19 protein-coding genes are annotated in these 16,957 nt (G+C 34.1%); 16 read left to right on the top strand and 3 right to left on the bottom strand.

Going from position 1 to position 16,957, the window contains the following annotated elements:
• Positions 1–97: 97 nt before the first annotated feature.
• The 3 genes from CF599_RS10655 to CF599_RS10645 all read right to left on the bottom strand — a co-directional run bounded on the left by CF599_RS10655 (position 98) and on the right by CF599_RS10645 (position 2,190).
• Complete coding sequence (locus CF599_RS10655) at positions 98–763, bottom strand: YceI family protein (RefSeq protein ID WP_121966017.1); 666 nt, start codon at positions 761–763, stop codon at positions 98–100.
• 292 nt (positions 764–1,055) lie between these two features.
• A complete protein-coding gene (azu, locus tag CF599_RS10650; protein ID WP_121966016.1) occupies positions 1,056–1,568 on the bottom strand; it encodes an azurin in 513 nt (170 codons plus the stop codon).
• Positions 1,569–1,689: 121 nt separating this feature from the next.
• Positions 1,690–2,190: a hypothetical protein gene (locus CF599_RS10645; protein WP_121966015.1), complete on the bottom strand. Its 501-nt coding sequence runs from the start codon at positions 2,188–2,190 to the stop codon at positions 1,690–1,692.
• A gap of 154 nt (positions 2,191–2,344) precedes the next feature.
• Here CF599_RS10645 and CF599_RS10640 point away from each other — a divergent pair, with 154 nt between their 5' ends.
• The 16 genes from CF599_RS10640 (at position 2,345) to ligA (ending at position 16,897) form a co-directional block, all read left to right on the top strand.
• Entirely contained in the window at positions 2,345–2,920 is a 576-nt protein-coding gene (locus CF599_RS10640) for a DJ-1/PfpI family protein (protein WP_121966014.1), read from the top strand.
• 88 nt (positions 2,921–3,008) lie between these two features.
• Positions 3,009–3,869, top strand: coding sequence for a carboxylating nicotinate-nucleotide diphosphorylase (gene nadC / locus CF599_RS10635; protein WP_121966068.1), 861 nt, complete (start codon positions 3,009–3,011; stop codon positions 3,867–3,869).
• A 91-nt stretch (positions 3,870–3,960) separates the two neighbouring features.
• Positions 3,961–4,860, top strand: a complete 900-nt coding sequence (locus tag CF599_RS10630) for a YihY/virulence factor BrkB family protein (RefSeq protein WP_121966013.1) — start codon at positions 3,961–3,963, stop codon at positions 4,858–4,860.
• Between the two features lie 38 nt (positions 4,861–4,898).
• Positions 4,899–5,324: a DUF2147 domain-containing protein gene (locus CF599_RS10625; protein ID WP_121966012.1), complete on the top strand. Its 426-nt coding sequence runs from the start codon at positions 4,899–4,901 to the stop codon at positions 5,322–5,324.
• 871 nt (positions 5,325–6,195) lie between these two features.
• On the top strand, positions 6,196–6,771 hold the full coding sequence (locus CF599_RS10620) for a DUF2306 domain-containing protein (RefSeq protein WP_121966011.1): 576 nt from the start codon (positions 6,196–6,198) through the stop codon (positions 6,769–6,771).
• Positions 6,758–7,681 (top strand): YARHG domain-containing protein, encoded by a 924-nt coding sequence (locus CF599_RS10615; RefSeq protein ID WP_121966010.1) that lies wholly within the window; start codon positions 6,758–6,760, stop codon positions 7,679–7,681. The genes CF599_RS10620 and CF599_RS10615 overlap by 14 nt, the downstream gene beginning before the upstream one ends.
• Before the next feature lie 158 nt (positions 7,682–7,839).
• The gene (locus CF599_RS10610; protein WP_143824816.1) at positions 7,840–8,322 is read left to right on the top strand and encodes a hypothetical protein; all 483 of its coding nucleotides are present in this window, start codon (positions 7,840–7,842) and stop codon (positions 8,320–8,322) included.
• A 45-nt stretch (positions 8,323–8,367) separates the two neighbouring features.
• Complete coding sequence (locus CF599_RS10605; RefSeq protein ID WP_121966008.1) at positions 8,368–8,901, top strand: ankyrin repeat domain-containing protein; 534 nt, start codon at positions 8,368–8,370, stop codon at positions 8,899–8,901.
• Between the two features lie 254 nt (positions 8,902–9,155).
• Positions 9,156–11,615 carry a primosomal protein N' gene (priA, locus tag CF599_RS10600; protein WP_121966007.1) on the top strand — a complete coding sequence of 820 codons (2,460 nt, stop codon included), beginning with the start codon at positions 9,156–9,158 and terminating at the stop codon, positions 11,613–11,615.
• Between the two features lie 36 nt (positions 11,616–11,651).
• Positions 11,652–12,188: a DUF4375 domain-containing protein gene (locus CF599_RS10595; protein ID WP_121966006.1), complete on the top strand. Its 537-nt coding sequence runs from the start codon at positions 11,652–11,654 to the stop codon at positions 12,186–12,188.
• 106 nt (positions 12,189–12,294) lie between these two features.
• Entirely contained in the window at positions 12,295–12,636 is a 342-nt protein-coding gene (gene rpsF, locus CF599_RS10590) for a 30S ribosomal protein S6 (RefSeq protein ID WP_121966005.1), read from the top strand.
• Positions 12,637–12,641: 5 nt separating this feature from the next.
• Positions 12,642–12,938 (top strand): 30S ribosomal protein S18, encoded by a 297-nt coding sequence (gene rpsR / locus CF599_RS10585; protein WP_010256901.1) that lies wholly within the window; start codon positions 12,642–12,644, stop codon positions 12,936–12,938.
• A 66-nt stretch (positions 12,939–13,004) separates the two neighbouring features.
• Positions 13,005–13,448 carry a 50S ribosomal protein L9 gene (rplI, locus tag CF599_RS10580; RefSeq protein ID WP_121966004.1) on the top strand — a complete coding sequence of 148 codons (444 nt, stop codon included), beginning with the start codon at positions 13,005–13,007 and terminating at the stop codon, positions 13,446–13,448.
• Between the two features lie 216 nt (positions 13,449–13,664).
• Positions 13,665–14,297, top strand: a complete 633-nt coding sequence (locus CF599_RS10575; RefSeq protein WP_121966003.1) for a hypothetical protein — start codon at positions 13,665–13,667, stop codon at positions 14,295–14,297.
• A gap of 63 nt (positions 14,298–14,360) precedes the next feature.
• Positions 14,361–14,834, top strand: a complete 474-nt coding sequence (locus CF599_RS10570; RefSeq protein ID WP_121966067.1) for a DUF6495 family protein — start codon at positions 14,361–14,363, stop codon at positions 14,832–14,834.
• Positions 14,835–14,845: 11 nt separating this feature from the next.
• A complete protein-coding gene (gene ligA, locus CF599_RS10565; protein WP_121966002.1) occupies positions 14,846–16,897 on the top strand; it encodes an NAD-dependent DNA ligase LigA in 2,052 nt (683 codons plus the stop codon).
• Positions 16,898–16,957: the final 60 nt, after the last annotated feature.

Below are 16,957 nucleotides of genomic sequence, written 5' to 3'. Positions count from 1 at the left end.
TCTAGGTTTATACCTCAAAGTTACGGCTTTAATATTTTAATGAGCAAAAAAAAGGAGCTACTCGTAAGAGTAGCTCCTGATTATATGCTAGAAAAAACTATTTAGTAGCTTTAACAGAGATTTTGATTTTGATATTATCGTTGATGATTTTATCTCCAGCTAAATCTTTGATAACTGAACCTGAGTTAAAGTTAACTCCCCATTTAGTTCTGTCAATTTCGAATTCATCTGATGCGATTGTTACGTCTGCATCAGCAACAGTGATAACTGCTGGGAATGAAATAGAATTAGTTACATCTTTTAAAGTTAAGTTTCCTGTAACTACTTGTTTACCGTTTTCTTCAGTAACAGAAGTTAATTCGAAAGCTCCTGTAGGGAATTTAGATACATTAAAGAAGTGATCAGCTTTTTCTTCAGTAGATCCTTTTAAGTGACCTTCTAAACCAGCTTTCATTTCTGCATCAGTAATATCAGTAACTACGATAGAGTTCATGTCAATTACAAATTTACCATTAGTAACTTTTCCGTCTTTTACGAACACTTCACCTTCTGATACATTAATTGTTCCAGTGTGATTATCTCCTGATACTTTACCTCCAACCCAGTCAATTTTTGATTCAGCAGTTGCAACTTTGTAAGCTACTGCATCAGTTGCAGGAGCAGTTACTTCTTGTTCAGTTGTAGTTGTATCTGCAGTTTTGTTTCCACAAGATGCAAGAGTTAATGTAGCTATTACAGCTAATGATAATACAATTTTTTTCATTTTATATGCTAATTTGTTGAAACAAATATACATCGTAAATTACGAATAACCAATTAGTCAGAAAAATATGACTACTGATTTTGAGGATAAATGGGCTAAATCAATCAAATTTAACATTTATTAGGCTTTTTTGTTGTGTAAAAGGCTAAGTTAGTATAGTAGAGATTATCTGAGTTAGCTAAGTTAAAAGTGAATAAATGATTACTTACTTGATCAATGAATAGTTCAAAGGGAAATAAAAAAGGAGTTGTTCATTGAACAACTCCTCATTTATAGTAAATTTAAGATTTGACTATTCAGCAATCAACTTACCTTGCATTAAAGCGAAGTGAGCAGGGAAAGTACATAAGAAATCATAAGTACCAGCCTCAGTGATTGTGAATGTAATAGTTTCTGATTGTCCACCACCTAAAGTTTTAGTATGAACTACGATTTTATCTGCATCTTTAGCAGGGATATAATCAGTATCAGCAGCTTTAGAAGCATCATCAGCGAATGCAGCCATATCTGTACCTGGTTTTAATAATACCCAGTTATGTCCCATCACTTCTTTAGCCATTTTACCAGTATGTTTGAATGTTAAAGTTACTTTTTCTCCTACAGGAACTTTAATTTCATTTTGGTCAAACTTCATATCATCACCAGCATTGATACTGATTTGTACACCAGTTACTTCTTCTGGAGCTGCAGGAGTCTCAGCAGGAGTTTCTGTTGGTGTAGTTGTAGTATCTGCTTTTTTCTCACCACATGAGAATAACATTGTACTTGTTGCTAATACAGCTAAAGCTAAGTTTAATTTTTTCATAATTATTTTAAATATTTTGTATTTAACTATTTAGTGCTTTTAAGCACTCATTTTGAGTACTATAAAGATACAACAAATAATATCATTATGAATTTGGCAATGCTTAAATTTTGTTAAATTATTATTGTTCTTTAAAGGTTGCTAAGATGTTTAGGAAATTGTCTTTTTGTACTTGTTTATTAGCTCCTGTAGTCCAAGTAATATATTGATAGTTAGCTTTTTTTCCATCTAACATTACTTGTATCATGTACATCATATCTTTCTCTTGTGACATTAGGATTTCATATCGCTTACCAGCAATACCATTAATGCGTATGTCTTCTTGACTAATGATCTCATAGTTTTCCCTTTTATTATAACTAGCAAGACTTTTAGTTACATACTCCTCGAAGTTAGCAGTCTCCTTTTTATCTTGGTGAGTTGTTACTAGATAAATTGGTATAAATGTATTACCATATTGTAAATCAGCATTAGGATATAATTCTTGCATAGGAGCGAATGCGCCGGGTACTTCTATAGTATAGAGATCTTTGAATTTGATGTCCTGAGTAGGATCTACTTTTTGATTACAACTAACTAATGATGTTAGTGCAAGGGCTAGTAATGCAATTTTTGTTTTCATAGGGCTATTTATTTTAAAGTTGTTTTCTATTTTGTTTAAAATTACTAAAAAGTATGAGTGTAGCTATCTTTTATAATGAATTTTTTAAAAAGACTTATATAAAGCAGTGATAAATGAGTATATTAGAAGAATATTTAATTTAAAATAAAGATATATGGCAAAATCAGTTTTAATGTTAGCAGGGGACTTCGTAGAAGATTATGAAGTGATGGTACCTTATCAGGCATTGTTATCGGTAGGTGTGAAAGTAGATGTGGTATGCCCGGGAAAGAGTAAGAATGAAGTTATCGCCACAGCAGTACACGACTTCGTAGGATATCAGACGTATGCAGAGTTAAGAGGACATAACTTTGTGATAAACAAGTCTTTTGACGAAGTTAGAATAGCAGACTATGATGGATTATATATCTGTGGAGGTCGTTCTTCAGAATATATCCGTTTAAATAGTAAAGTAATAGACTTTGTAAAGTACTTTTTTGAGAAGAATTTACCTGTAGCGGCTATTTGCCACGGAATACAGGTTTTAACTCCTGCAGGTGTTTTAGAAGGTAGAACACTTACAGCATATCCGGCTGTTGGACCAGATGTGACTGTAGCAGGTGGTATATATAAAGAAGTGGCTGTGGATAAGGCTGTCGTAGATGGTAATTTAGTTACTTCGCCAGCATGGCCTGGACACCCTGATATCCTTAGAGAATTTTATAAAATGTTAGGTATTAATATAGGATAGTTTATACCCTAGTACACATAGTTTGCGATGTTCTATAATGAGACTTGGTAAAACATTTCTTAATTTAGCATCGCAAATTTTTTTAGATATGATTTCAGAAACACAATTTAAAGCAGAACTAGATATAATTATTAAGAATGCTATACGAGAAGATGTAGGAGATGGTGATCATAGTTCATTAGCGTGTATACCTGCTACTGCTACAGGTAAAGCAAAATTACTAGTAAAAGAGGATGGGTATATAGCAGGAGTGGAGTTTGCTAAGATGGTATTAGATTATGTAGATCCTACATTAGTAGTAGAAGTGTGTATTAATGATGGTGCTAAAGTTAAGGTTGGCGATATCGTTTTATATGTATCAGGTTCGTCACAGTCTATATTAAAGGCTGAGCGCTTAATGCTTAATGCGATGCAGCGTATGAGTGCTATTGCTACGAAGACACGCGTATTTGTAGATTTACTTGAAGGTACAGGAGCTAAGATATTAGATACTCGTAAGACTACTCCGGGTATCCGTGCGATAGAAAAGTGGGCTGTGAAGATAGCAGGTGGTGAGAACCATAGATTTGCGTTGTATGATATGATTATGTTGAAAGATAATCATATTGATTTTGCTGGTGGAATCAAACAAGCTATTGAAAAAACAAACCAATATCTAAAAGATAATAATAGAGATCTTAAGATTATCGTAGAAGCAAGAGATATTGACGAGGTTAAACAGATTCTAGCGTGTGATAATGTACATCGTATCTTATTGGATAACTTTGATTATGCAATGACCCGTGAAGCTGTTGCGCTTATCGGAGACCAATGTCAAACTGAGTCATCAGGTAATATCAATGAAACTACAGCACGCGAGTATGCCTTGTGTGGTGTAGATTATATCTCTTCTGGTGCATTGACACACTCAGTGTATAATATGGACTTAAGCTTAAAGGCTGTATTATAGTTAATAGTAGGCATAGAAAAAGAAGTACTACTAAAATAATATGCTAGTATATCAGAGTAGAAAAATAGTCTAACAATAGAAAAGTGGCGTAATGTCGAAGGAAATAGAAGAAAGAATAGATAGGATACCTATCCTTAATACTATAGTCCGGTCGCTAAAGTGTGTTCGGTTTAAGGTATTAGAGGGGTATTCTCTTTATGATTTAATAGAGTTGTATGTATTAGGTATTATAAAAGGAGCATTCTCCTATCGAGCAGGATCTATTGCTTTCAGCTTTTTTATGGCTTTATTTCCCTTTGCTTTATTTATACTTAACCTTATCCCTTATATACCTATAGATAATTTTCAGGTAGATTTTATGCAATTCATTGCGAGTTCAGTACCGCCAACTACCTTTGATGCCGTAGAGTCTATTCTGACAGATATTATGAATAACAGTTATCGGTCATTGTTATCTTCAGGTTTTTTGTTGTCAATCTTCTTAATGACTAATGGTGTGTTTGCGATTATTGGAGGATTTGAATCTTCTTATCACATCATTGTCTCACGTAATATTGTTCGTCAGTATTTAGTCGCACTTGTACTATCCGTTTGTCTAGCTATCCTAGTGATTTTCTCAGTAGCTTTCTTTGTTACCCTAGAGGTGTTTATGTATAAGTTTAATCTTAATTCTTTACTTATACAGTGGTCTAGAAGTATCTTTTTATTATTAGTGGTATTGACTACTACTTCGGTATTATATAAATTCGGAGCCAAACAAACTAAGCAGATGTCGTTTATCTCTATCGGGTCGGTATTTACTACGATACTATATATTTTAACCTCTTACCTATTTGGGGTATATGTATTGAGATTCGCTAGGTATAATGAGCTATATGGATCTATCGGGACATTATTAGTAGTGATGTTCTATCTGTGGATTAACTGTATGATTCTATTGTTAGGTTTTGAATTAAATTTGGCTATAAATAAATTAAAGTCAAAAAAATAGGTATATTTGAATCATAACGATTAAAATAACCCGAAACCATGAAGAATTTTTTAACAGCACTGGTACTTGTATTAACAGTATCAATATCAGCTCAAGCTCAGAGCATCGTAGGCAAGTGGAAAACCATAGATGACAACACTGGCAAGGAGAAATCTATCATAGAGATCTATGAGAAAGGTGGTAAATATTATGGAAAAGTAACCAAATTATTAAACCCTTCTAAAGCAGATCCTAAATGTGATAACTGTACAGGTACTGATAAAGGAAAACCTATCGTAGGACTTGTAATTATTAAAGATTTAGAAAAAAAAGGTAATGAGTATTCTGGAGGTAAAATTACTGATCCTGAAAGCGGAAAAGAGTATAAATGTACTGTGAAGCTAAATGGAACAGATAAACTGGATGTAAGAGGTTACGTAGGAATATCATTATTAGGGAGAACACAGACTTGGCAAAAACAATAGACAGTAGTCTAAAGTTAGATTTTTAAACATCGTTTAAAAGAATTAGAAGAATTAAGACTTAAAATACAAGGTCATTAACGCAAGTTAGTGGCCTTTTTTTTGTGCCCATACAGAAGATCTCAAAAAAATATTTATGTGTTTAGCTCTTCAAGAATGCGACAAGATCTATTCAAGAGTTCTTCAACAAAGAGCCGTTTTTATAGAGCATTCTTGTAGTAATGTTGAAGAAGTGCTTAAGAAGTTAGTATAAAGTATGATAAACACAGGTGTTAACAGGATATGTAGTTTATAGATTAATTTTTTTATTTTAGGTGTTTATTGGCTTTTATAGAAAAAAAAGTGTAGCACTTTTTTTGAAATTCTTTTATAAAAGACTGTTTTGACTTAAAAAAGGTGAGGAATTATTGAAGTAATTGGTAAATAGGGTTGTTTTAGAAACTTTTTAGGTAGTGAAAATAGAAAAGTGTGGGTTGTTTTTTTTAGTCTAAATGCTTTCTTAACGCAAGTGTTGTGGATATAGATGTCACGGATTTCAAATCCGCGACAGCGCAAGCATTGTGGTTACTGTGTGGAGTTTCATTGTAGGCTTCTGAAGGATAAATAATCTTTACAAGTGTAGTTCGCGCGGATTTGTAATCCGTGCGGAGCATTCAAAAATATAGATGGATACTGTGTGGAGATATTACAGGTAAAAGCCTGTAGGGCTAATGACTCTTAATTTTTAATTCCTAAGAAAGGTAATCTGTTTTTATTGTTAAAAATGTTTTAAATTTGCGTAAATTACTGATATAATGTTAAAGTGTTGAAAAGTGTAGTGTCTGGGATTGGGCGTGGTGTGATCATCTGTAGTTGGCTCTATTTTTTTGTGTTGATGGTACAGATTACATTAGCTTATTTTCCGATAAGTAGTGATGTTGCATTTCTGTCTATCAAACAAGAGGAAGTAGAAGGATTGGCGCCCTATTTAGGTATATTTTATATACATGTGATATCGTCCATTTTTGTTCTGTTGATAGGTTTCTTTCAGGTATTTCCTGATTGGAAGTTCTATTCGATGAAATGGCATAAGCGATTAGGGTATGTTTATGTAGTAATATTGTTATTCTTCTCTGCTCCATCAGGATTGTATATCGGGTATTATGCTAATGGAGGACTGTTAGCACAGATAGCTTTTATCATGTTAGGGATATTATGGATGTTCTATACCATTAGAAGTATTAGGAGAGTTTTAAAAGGAGACAAGATAGGACATCAGTATGATATGTGGCGAAGCTATGCGCTAGGTATGTCTGCTGTTACTTTACGTATGTGGAAGGTGATATTCGTATATCTGTTTCAGCCTAGACCATTAGAGGTATATATCGTAGTGGCTTGGCTTGGATGGGTACTCAACTTATTAATAATAGAATATTTAATTTATAGAAAAAAAAGAAATGAGAAAGTTTAGTTTAATAGTGATAGCATTAGTGCTATTGGCGTCTTGTAAAAAGGATAAGCCAGTGACTTTAGAAACGTATGATGATGAAGTGCCTGCGACAGAGGAAGTTTCTGCGATGTCTGATGTACCTGATTTTGGGAATAACTACGGCCTTTGGTCAGGGGAGTTTGTGGCTGATGAAATAAATCACGAGAATAATGGCGTGTATTCTCGAATGAACATGTTTAGTATTGTTGTTAAGAGTATTAGCAATGGTCAAGTAGAGGGATATAGTGTGTCAGCGGGTAATGTTAGACCATTCGAAGGGGAGGTAGTAGAAACTACAAGTGCTGGTCAATATGTAGTAGTAGAGGAACCTGGGGATCATAAGTATGATGGGATATTTAAGTTTACTATCTCACCTGATAAGAGTAAAGTAGAGGGTAAATGGTATTCTAACCGCAAGGATTTACCTGTGTTAATTAGGAAGTTCTCTATCAATAAAAAATACTTTAGTTATAATCCTAAAGTGATGCTAAGTGAGTATGATGAAGAGGGTAATGAAAGTGATACAGTTGACTGGATTAACGATAGAGAGAAAATCAAAAATTACGACGGTGAAGAATATGCTGAGAGTATTCACAGAGCTGCATCTGATGAGATTTATAAAATTAATGGTTCTACTCGTAATTTGTCTGAGAGAGAACTTAAGACATTGCGCAAGCTTGATTTAGAGATTATAAGAAATACTATATATGCACGACATGGCTATACATTCGCTAACAGAGGAGCACGTCAGTTCTTTGATTCTGTGGAGTGGTACATTCCACTTTATGCTAATGTAGAGGGTGAATTGACAGATATAGAGAAGAGTAATATTAAGTTGTTAAAACGATTAGAGAAGTATGCTGAGGATTATTATCAACAGTATGGAAGATAGGCGCTGCACTTCAATTAAGAATTAAGAATGTGTGCCTTCGGCATTGGGGTATGAAACTATGTGGACATAGACGTTACGCTCTGTCTCCACACAATCGTAGGGGCGTAAAACTTTACGCCCACTATATTAGATTAAAAGTTTGATTTTAATACAGAAGTATGATGAATATAGAGGAATTATATTATTCAAAATCTGATTGGGAAAAAGTAGAATATATAAAAGAACTTGAGTGGAAAGATATTGATTCCAAGTGGGATTTGTATAATGCTATTCTACTTAATGAAGAGGATTATTATTTGGCTAGAATAGAGGTGTTGAAGGTTTTAGCGTTATATGATATTCCGATTAGTTATAAAGACAGCATAGCAAGTAGTTTATATACTGTATTAACAACTAGTTCTGATGAAGAGGTAGTAGAGTATGCTGTGATGGCGACTGTGAATTTTATGACTTATTCGTTTATAAAAGATTATGTGAAAGATATTGTTGTTGATAAAACACAAGAGATAAACAATAGATATAGTGCTTTCGATTCTTTAGTACGCTCATTAGAGATAAACGAAAAAATAGAGATACTCGAAAAGTTATTGTCAGATGAAGAAATGAAGGTGTCTGCTGAACGGGTGTTGAAGGAGTTATAGTAGGTGTATAAAGATATTTTATTAATTGAAAAATAGAATGAAGTTATGACAATATATGAACTAAAAGAGATTGTAATCCAACAAGACTTTGATTTGCTTAAAGTTTGTTTAGAGGAATATGACATTAGTGAAAATGATAAGTTTGGCAATAATATTTTGCATTATTACATTAATTATATTCATGGACTGAAGAGTTTGCCCATTAATTTTAAAGAAATTATAGGGTTGTTTTTAGGCTTAGGTCTTGATGTTAATGCTAGGCAGTCTAGTGGCTCTTTTAGGAGAAGTCCTCTACATCAATCTGTGGTATTAAATATGCGTGAACTATTTGATTATTTAATAGATAATGGGGCTGATGTTTATTATGTGGATTTTTATGGAGGAAATTTACTATTAGGTGCCGTGGGTAGTTATAAGAGAGATGAAGTGAATAATGGATATTATATAACAAGATTATTAGAGTTAGGAGTAGATCCTTTTCTGAAATGTAATAGTGGTGAATCTGCTTATTCACTTTCAAAATATGAGCCTTTTTCAGAGAGTTTTACGTTTTTTGATTATTTAGAACAAAAAGAGTAGTTCTTTGTGGATATAGACGCCACGTACTGTAGGCACCCAATATAGGGGGTAGGGGCGTAAAACTTTACGCCCACCTGAAACATTATGGATGTTTTGATAGGTGTTGTGTCGTGGTTACTATGTAGAGTCTTATGTGGGATGTTTCTATACCTTATTTTGCGATAAATAAGAGCGAATGCTGTACTGAAGAGATGAGATAAAAAGAAAGAGTTTATCTTTGTGGTTATTGATTTCTAAAAAGCAGTATTGTTAATATGAATTACTTTGTTGAGGTTATTGTTCCATTGGCGTTAGATCCTACGTTTACTTATGCAGTAAGTGAGGCAGAATATGAGTTTATCCAGGTGGGTATGCGAGTAGCTGTTCCTTTTGGTCGATCAAAAGTATATACAGCTGTGGTGATAGAAAAACACAATAGACTACCTGAATATTACGAGGCGAAAGAAATCAATGAGATTATAGACCTTACTCCTGTGGTGACAGAGAAGCAGATAGTACTGTGGAAGTGGTTATCTGATTATTATATGTGTACGATAGGGGATGTGTATAAGAGTGCTATGCCGTCACAACTACTGTTAGAAAGTGAGACGATGATACAGTTTAATCCGGCAAGTAAGATAAGTCCGGATGATCTAGATGATCTAGATGATGCAGAGTATTTAATCTATGAAGCGCTTCAGGTGCAGTCTATCCTAAAGGTGGAGGAGATTATCGCTATATTGAATCGCAAGAAGGTATTTCCTGTAATTAATTCGCTTTTAGAAAAAAAGATGATCTTCCTACAAGAGGAGATGGTGGAGAAGTATAAGCCTAAACAAGTGCGTTATGTAAAGCTTGCTGAGCAATATTTAGTAGATAATGGTCTAGCTGACTTGATGGAGATAGTGTCTCGTTCTGAGAAACAAAGAGAGATGATTTTGAAATACTTTCAGTTGCATGCGGTTCACAAGAAGCCGATTACTGTAAAGCAGTTAGTAGAGGAGTCGGAATCTACATCTGCTATAGTAAAAGCTTTAATCACGAAGGGAATATTCGAAGAATATTATTTAAACCAAGATCGTGTGATTTTCGGTGATGCGAAACAGGATGTGATAGAGTTAAGTGATGAACAGAGTAAAGCGCTGTGGGAAATAGGACAGTCACTAGAGACTAAAGATGTGGTCTTACTACATGGAGTAACTGCTTCAGGTAAGACAGAGGTATATATAAAGTTAATCGAAAAGTACATTGCTAATGAAGGGCAAGTATTGTTCTTGTTGCCAGAGATAGGGTTGACTACACAGATAGTGATGAGGTTGACTAACTATTTTGGAAATGATGTAGCAGTGTATAATTCGAAATATTCTCCTAGTGAGCGATTAGAAGTTTGGGATCAGGTATTAAACAAATCAGAAAAGGCAAAGGTGGTTATTGGTACTAGATTATCAGTGTTCTTGCCCTTTCAAGATTTGCAATTAGTGGTTGTAGACGAAGAGCATGAGGGGAATTATAAACAGCATGATCCTGCTCCACGTTACCATGGAAGAGATAGTGCTATTATTTTAGCCAAACAACATGGTGCGAAGGTAGTATTAGGGTCGGCTACACCAAGCTTAGAAACATATTATAATGCGACACAGGGTAAGTATGGCAAAGTGGAGTTGATGAAACGTTTCACAAATGTCGTTCTTCCTGAAGTTGTACTAGTTGATATAAAAGATAAGTATAAACGCAAGCAGATGACAGGGCATTTCTCAGATGTATTAATAGATGAGATTAATATGGCGTTGTCCTTAGAGGAACAAGTTATCTTGTTTCAAAATAGACGAGGGTTCTCCCCTGTGGTTGAGTGTATGACTTGTGGTGCTGTACCTGAATGTCCACACTGTGATGTGAGTTTGACTTATCACAAGTATCAAAATGAGTTGAGGTGCCACTATTGTGGATTTACATTACCAATGCCCAAGCAATGTATGCGCTGTCACAGTGTAGATTTAAGTACTAAGGGATTTGGTACAGAACAGGTGGAAGAAGAGTTAAAGGAGTTGTATCCGAATAAGCGTATCGCACGTATGGATCAAGATACAACCCGTGGGAAGTATGGATTCGAGAAATTAGTAGAGGCTTTCCAAGCGAGACAGATAGATGTCTTAGTAGGAACGCAGATGTTAGCGAAGGGATTTGACTTTGATAATGTGAATTTAGTAGGGATAATGAATGCGGATAACAGTCTTTATCACCCTGACTTTAGAGCACATGAGCGAGCTTATCAAATGATGACACAAGTGGCAGGTAGAGCAGGTCGAAAGGAAAAAAAGGGAAAGGTAGTTATCCAAACTTTTAATCCTTATCACAACATTATACAGCAAGTAACTCATTATGATTATATAGGGATGTATAAAGAGCAGATGTATGAACGCTATAATTTTAAATATCCACCATTCTATAGATTAGTGAAGTTGACTTTAAGACATAAAGAGTTTGAAAAATTAAAAGAGTCTTCATTTTGGTTGTATAACAATCTAAAAGAACAGCTAGGCATCCCTGTCTTAGGACCAGAAGAACCTGCTATTAATAGGATACGCAATCAGTATATCAGAGTTATTTTAATTAAGATACCTCAGAATGTACCACTAGTAAAGACAAAAGAAAATATTAGAAGAATATTAAAAAGCTTTGAGGCTATCGGACAGTATCGTTCTGTAAAGGTGGTGGCTAATGTAGATTTTTATTAAGTGATGAATTTTAAGAATTGAGATAAAATAAATAATATGGAATTAAAGATAGTTGTCTCAGAAGAGGCATTTAACAGCCAAGAGCGATATGATATAATCTCTTCAAACATCTCATTTATTAATTTAATAAGAGATGAGGGAGGGCTAATGGGAGAAGTGATTCATCCAGATGCAATATTAAGTTATTATGTAGATTATTATTTAGCAATGTATAAGAATGGTAATTTCTCTCAAATCGTGTGGAATACACAAGCTGATTTTGAATTTTTTGATACAATAGCTGTTGGACTAGAAAAGATGGGAGCAGTAGCTAATCTAGCTTTGTTAACTAAACAAGTTGAGGTACTGAAAGGAATAGATGATGTTGTACTAGAAGCGTTCTGTGAGTCTGATTATTTTGGAACTAATCCTACAAGGGATTTGCTAAAGAATGATGATTTCTACGATTTAAAAGAAGATTTAGTAGAGCTGAATGCTAAGTGGTTAAGAGCTCACGCGGATTTAGATATGTTATCTATAGAGGGGATGTATCAAAGAGCGGAGTTATTATTAGATAAGAAAATAGAGAGATAAGGAAGTGTATGAATTAAAACTTTATAAAAAGACAAATTAGTTTTGGATAGTATGTATAAAGTTGTATTTTTGCACCCAATTTTGTAACAAATAAAATTTAGTATTTATGAATCATTATGAAACTGTTTTCATCTTGAATCCCGTTTTATCTGAAACACAGATAAAGGAAACAGTAGAGAAATTTGAAGAATTTCTTACTTCTAGAGGAGCTGAGATGGTAGCTAAAGAGGACTGGGGCTTAAAAAAATTAGCTTATGAGATCCAACACAAGAAAAGTGGTTTTTACCATTTATTCCAATACACAGCACCAGCTGAGATCATCATCAACTTAGAGACTGAATTCAGACGTGACGAAAGAATTATGCGTTTCTTAACTGTAGCTTTAGATAAGCATGCTGTATCTTGGGCTGAGAGAAGAAGAGAGAAATTAAAATCTAAAAAAGCTTAATTGTTATGTCAAGTATAGAGCAATCTGCAAAAGGAAAAAAAGACGGAGATATCAGATATCTAACGCCTTTAAACATTGAAACTAACAAAACTAAAAAGTACTGTCGTTTCAAAAAATCAGGAATTCAATACATCGACTATAAAGATGCTGATTTCTTATTAAAATTCGTAAACGAGCAAGGTAAAATTTTACCACGTCGTTTAACAGGAACATCTTTGAAATTCCAAAGAAAAGTATCTGTAGCGGTAAAAAGAGCACGTCACTTAGCTTTAATGCCATACGTAGCGGATTTATTAAAATAATATAAAAAACTAAGGTTGTTGGTTTTCACTCGTGAAACCTAACTTCTTTTAAAAAGGACATCAACAATGGAAATTATCTTAAAACAAGACGTTCAAAAGTTAGGATTTAAAGATGACGTAGTAACTGTTAAACCAGGATACGGACGTAACTATTTAATCCCTCAAGGAATAGCTATCTTAGCTACTCCATCTGCTAAAAAAGTATTAGCTGAGAACTTAAGACAAAGAGCGCACAAAGAAGCTAAAGTTGTAGCTGATGCTAAAGTTATAGCAGAAGCATTAAAAGCTTTAGATATCAAAATCACTGTTAAAGCTGGTGGTGAGAAATTATTCGGATCTGTAACTAATGCAGATATCGCTGAAGTTTTCGCTCAAAACGGTCAAACAATTGATAGAAAATTCATCACTTCAGGAGTTATCAAACGTTTAGGTAAATATACTGCTAACGTTCGTTTACACCGTGATGTAATCGTTGAAGTAGCTTACGAAGTAGTTGCTGAACAAGAATAGTCTTAAATGATTATATATATAAAAGACCTCCTATTTTAGGAGGTCTTTTTTTTGCTATATATTTTCGCCAAATAAACGAATGGGTGTTTTGCTTTTTTTGTATCTTGGAAGAGTATAATAGTTGCCTTGAGGAACCTCTTTTGAAGACTAATATAAGGGAGGTATATCTTGTGCAATTTTAGGTTTTAAGTAGATATTTAAAGAAAAAGATTAGATATGAATAAAATAGTAAGATTTGTTGGAGTTTTAGTACTTGGTCTATCTTTATTTGGTTGTAAAGATGAAAAAGGAACTTCTGGTTCAGAAGAAAATCCTATTGAAGAAGTAGTAGTTGATGGTGCTAATGTAGAAGAAGAGCCTGTAAAAACAATAGAAACAGTAGCTCCTTGGGAGAATTTGTATGAGCAGGAGCCTACTATTCTGAAAAGTACAGCAAAAATCTTAAAAGTAGATAATAAGAAAGCAATTACTCTTATGGCTGAATCGAGTAGATTAACAGTAAAGAAAGATGGCTTAGAGACAGTATTAGATGCACTTAGAACCACATCTGCTAAAGACTATCTTAGTGATGAATTTAATAAAGCTGTTGTTGCTAATGGAGGAAAAGGAGTAGGGTTAAGAGTAGATGTATCTCCTAATGCCGTAGAAGATGGTTCAGGAAAAAGAGGTAATTATTACCAGTTTTCAGTTTATGAAAATTACGAGGATCGTATTGTTACTGTTGGTACTTTTATCTACGATTTAAGAACAATGAGTTTTTATGAAATGGATGTGGTAGAGGCTGATTATATTCCTTTGAAATATGCAACTTCAAAGAAGAAGTCATTAGCAGAGATTGTTGAGAATTAATAATTACAAGATTATATGAATTGCGATGAAGATGTTATCTTTGTTCCAAATGCAATAAATAATATGAAATACACTAGGCTTACTAAAGAGCAATTCGAAGAGTTACACCCAGAGTTTATTAACTTTTTAGCTTCACAGCAGATAGATAAAGATGAATGGGATAAGATAAAGGAGGAAAAGCCTGAAGTAGCAGATCAAGAATTAGATATATTCTCTGATTTGATTTGGGAAGGTGTTTTAAATACAGCTAAATATTTAGAACATTATTCTAAGAATTATATCTTTTTATTCGGATTTGATGATAAGGAGATTAAGACTATTGTTATTAAAGCTAAGCAAGCAGATATAGACTTTTTGACGAAGGAAGGCCTACAGTGGTTATCTGATGCGATATTCACGGAAGATGTTGAGGTAAGACACGGAGGAAAAAACTTCGGTGAGAATCGCAATGAAGAGGTTTTTAGTTTAATACAGCAAGGAGCTATCTTAAGTGAGGGACATTTATATGGCCAATTTAAAGAAATGCTTAAGTTATAAATAATAGTTTGATGGATATTAAAGCACAGTTAGAGTTACTCCGCAAAGAGTTAAATGACCATAATTATAATTATTATGTGTTAGACAATCCTACTATTTCAGATTTTGATTTTGATCAAAAATTAAAGGAATTAGAGCAACTAGAATTAGTACATCCTGAATATTATGATGTGAACTCACCTACCCAAAGAGTAGGAGGGACAGTAACTAAGAACTTCAATACTGTAGCACATCGTCATCGTATGTATTCTTTAGATAATTCGTATTCTAAAGAAGATTTACTTGATTGGGAGCAACGTGTACAGAAGGTTCTAGGAGACGTTCCTGTAGAGTTTACATGTGAATTAAAATATGATGGTGCATCGATTAGTATAACTTATGAAAATGGAGAGATTGTAAGAGCTGTTACACGAGGCGATGGAGTGCAGGGAGATGATGTTACTAATAATATCCGTACGATTAAGTCTGTTCCTATTAAATTAAGAGGAGATTATCCTGCTAGTTTTGATATCCGTGGAGAGATTGTATTGCCGTTAGCTGGTTTTGAAAAGATGAATCAAGAATTGATAGGAATAGGTGAAACGCCTTATTCTAATCCTAGAAACACTGCGTCGGGAAGTTTAAAGCTTCAAGATAGTGCAGAGGTAGCTAAGAGACCTCTTGATTGTTTATTATATTATGTAGTAGGAAGTGATTTAGGAGTAACAACTCAATATGAGAGTTTAGATAAAGCTAGAGAATGGGGTTTTAAAGTACCGACCATTTCGAAGTTAGCAAAGAATATTGAAGAGGTATTTGAGTTTATTTCTTATTGGGATGTGCATAGGCATGAGTTGCCTTATGAGACAGATGGTGTGGTGATAAAAGTAAATTCATTACATTATCAGGATGAGCTTGGATATACATCAAAAGCACCTAGATGGGCTATAGCCTATAAGTTTAAAGCTGAACAAGCAGAAACAGTATTAAATTCTATTTCTTATCAAGTAGGACGTACTGGAGCTATAACGCCTGTGGCAAATCTAGAACCTGTGCAATTAGCTGGTACAATAGTAAAAAGAGCATCACTTCACAATGCAGATCAGATAGCAAAGCTTGATATTCGAGTGAATGACTCTGTGTATGTAGAGAAAGGTGGAGAGATTATTCCAAAGATTGTTGGGGTTAATTTCGATGCACGACCTGCTGATTCAGAGCGTACGGTTTATATCAAAGAATGCCCTGAGTGTGGTACTAAATTAAAGCGAAGTGAAGGAGAAGCTCAGCATTATTGTTCTAATGTGTATGGTTGTCCACCTCAGATAGCTGGTAGAATACAGCATTATATTTCGCGTAAGGCGATGGATATAGATGGGCTAGGTGAAGAAACTGTAGTTCTATTATACAAAAATGGGTTGGTAGAAAACTATGCAGATCTGTATGAATTGAGAAAAGAACAAGTTCTAGGGTTAGAACGAATGGGAGAGAAGTCTGCAGATAACTTAATTAAAGGTATAGAGGCCTCTAAACAGATTCCGTTTGAGCGAGTTCTTTATGCTTTAGGTATTCGCTTTGTAGGCGAAACAGTAGCAAAGAAATTAGCTAATCACTATAAAAACATTGATGCTTTAGCAGTAGCTCCGTTAATGGAATTGATTATGGTAGATGAGATAGGAGAGCGTATTGCACAGAGTGTGATAGATTTCTTTAGCAGTGATGTGAATAAAGGTATTATAGGTAGGCTAAAAAATTATGGTGTCCAATTTGTATTAGAAGAAAAAGAGTCGACTGTCATATCAGATGTTTTATTAGGAAAGACTTTGGTCGTTTCTGGTATATTTGAAAAGATGTCTCGTGACGAAATAAAACAAGTTATAGAAGATCATGGTGGAAAAGTGGGAAGTTCTATTACTTCTAAGACAGATTATGTCGTAGCAGGTGATAAAATGGGACCTTCTAAATTAGAAAAAGCAAACAAATTAGGTGTAACTATATTAACAGAGAATGAGTTTTTAGATTTGATACCATTGTTGTCCGATAAAAAAAAAGAAGCCAGCAAGCTGACTTCTAAAAAGTTATCGTAGTTTAGTCTTGCAAAACAATAAACACGATGAGTAAAAGTACATATTTTTCTAGTAAATCGG

Source organism: Myroides sp. N17-2, assembly GCF_002286775.1.
Taxonomy (GTDB): domain Bacteria; phylum Bacteroidota; class Bacteroidia; order Flavobacteriales; family Flavobacteriaceae; genus Flavobacterium.
Note: the sequence above shows the minus strand (reverse complement) of the source record. Positions and strands in the feature narration are given on the sequence as shown.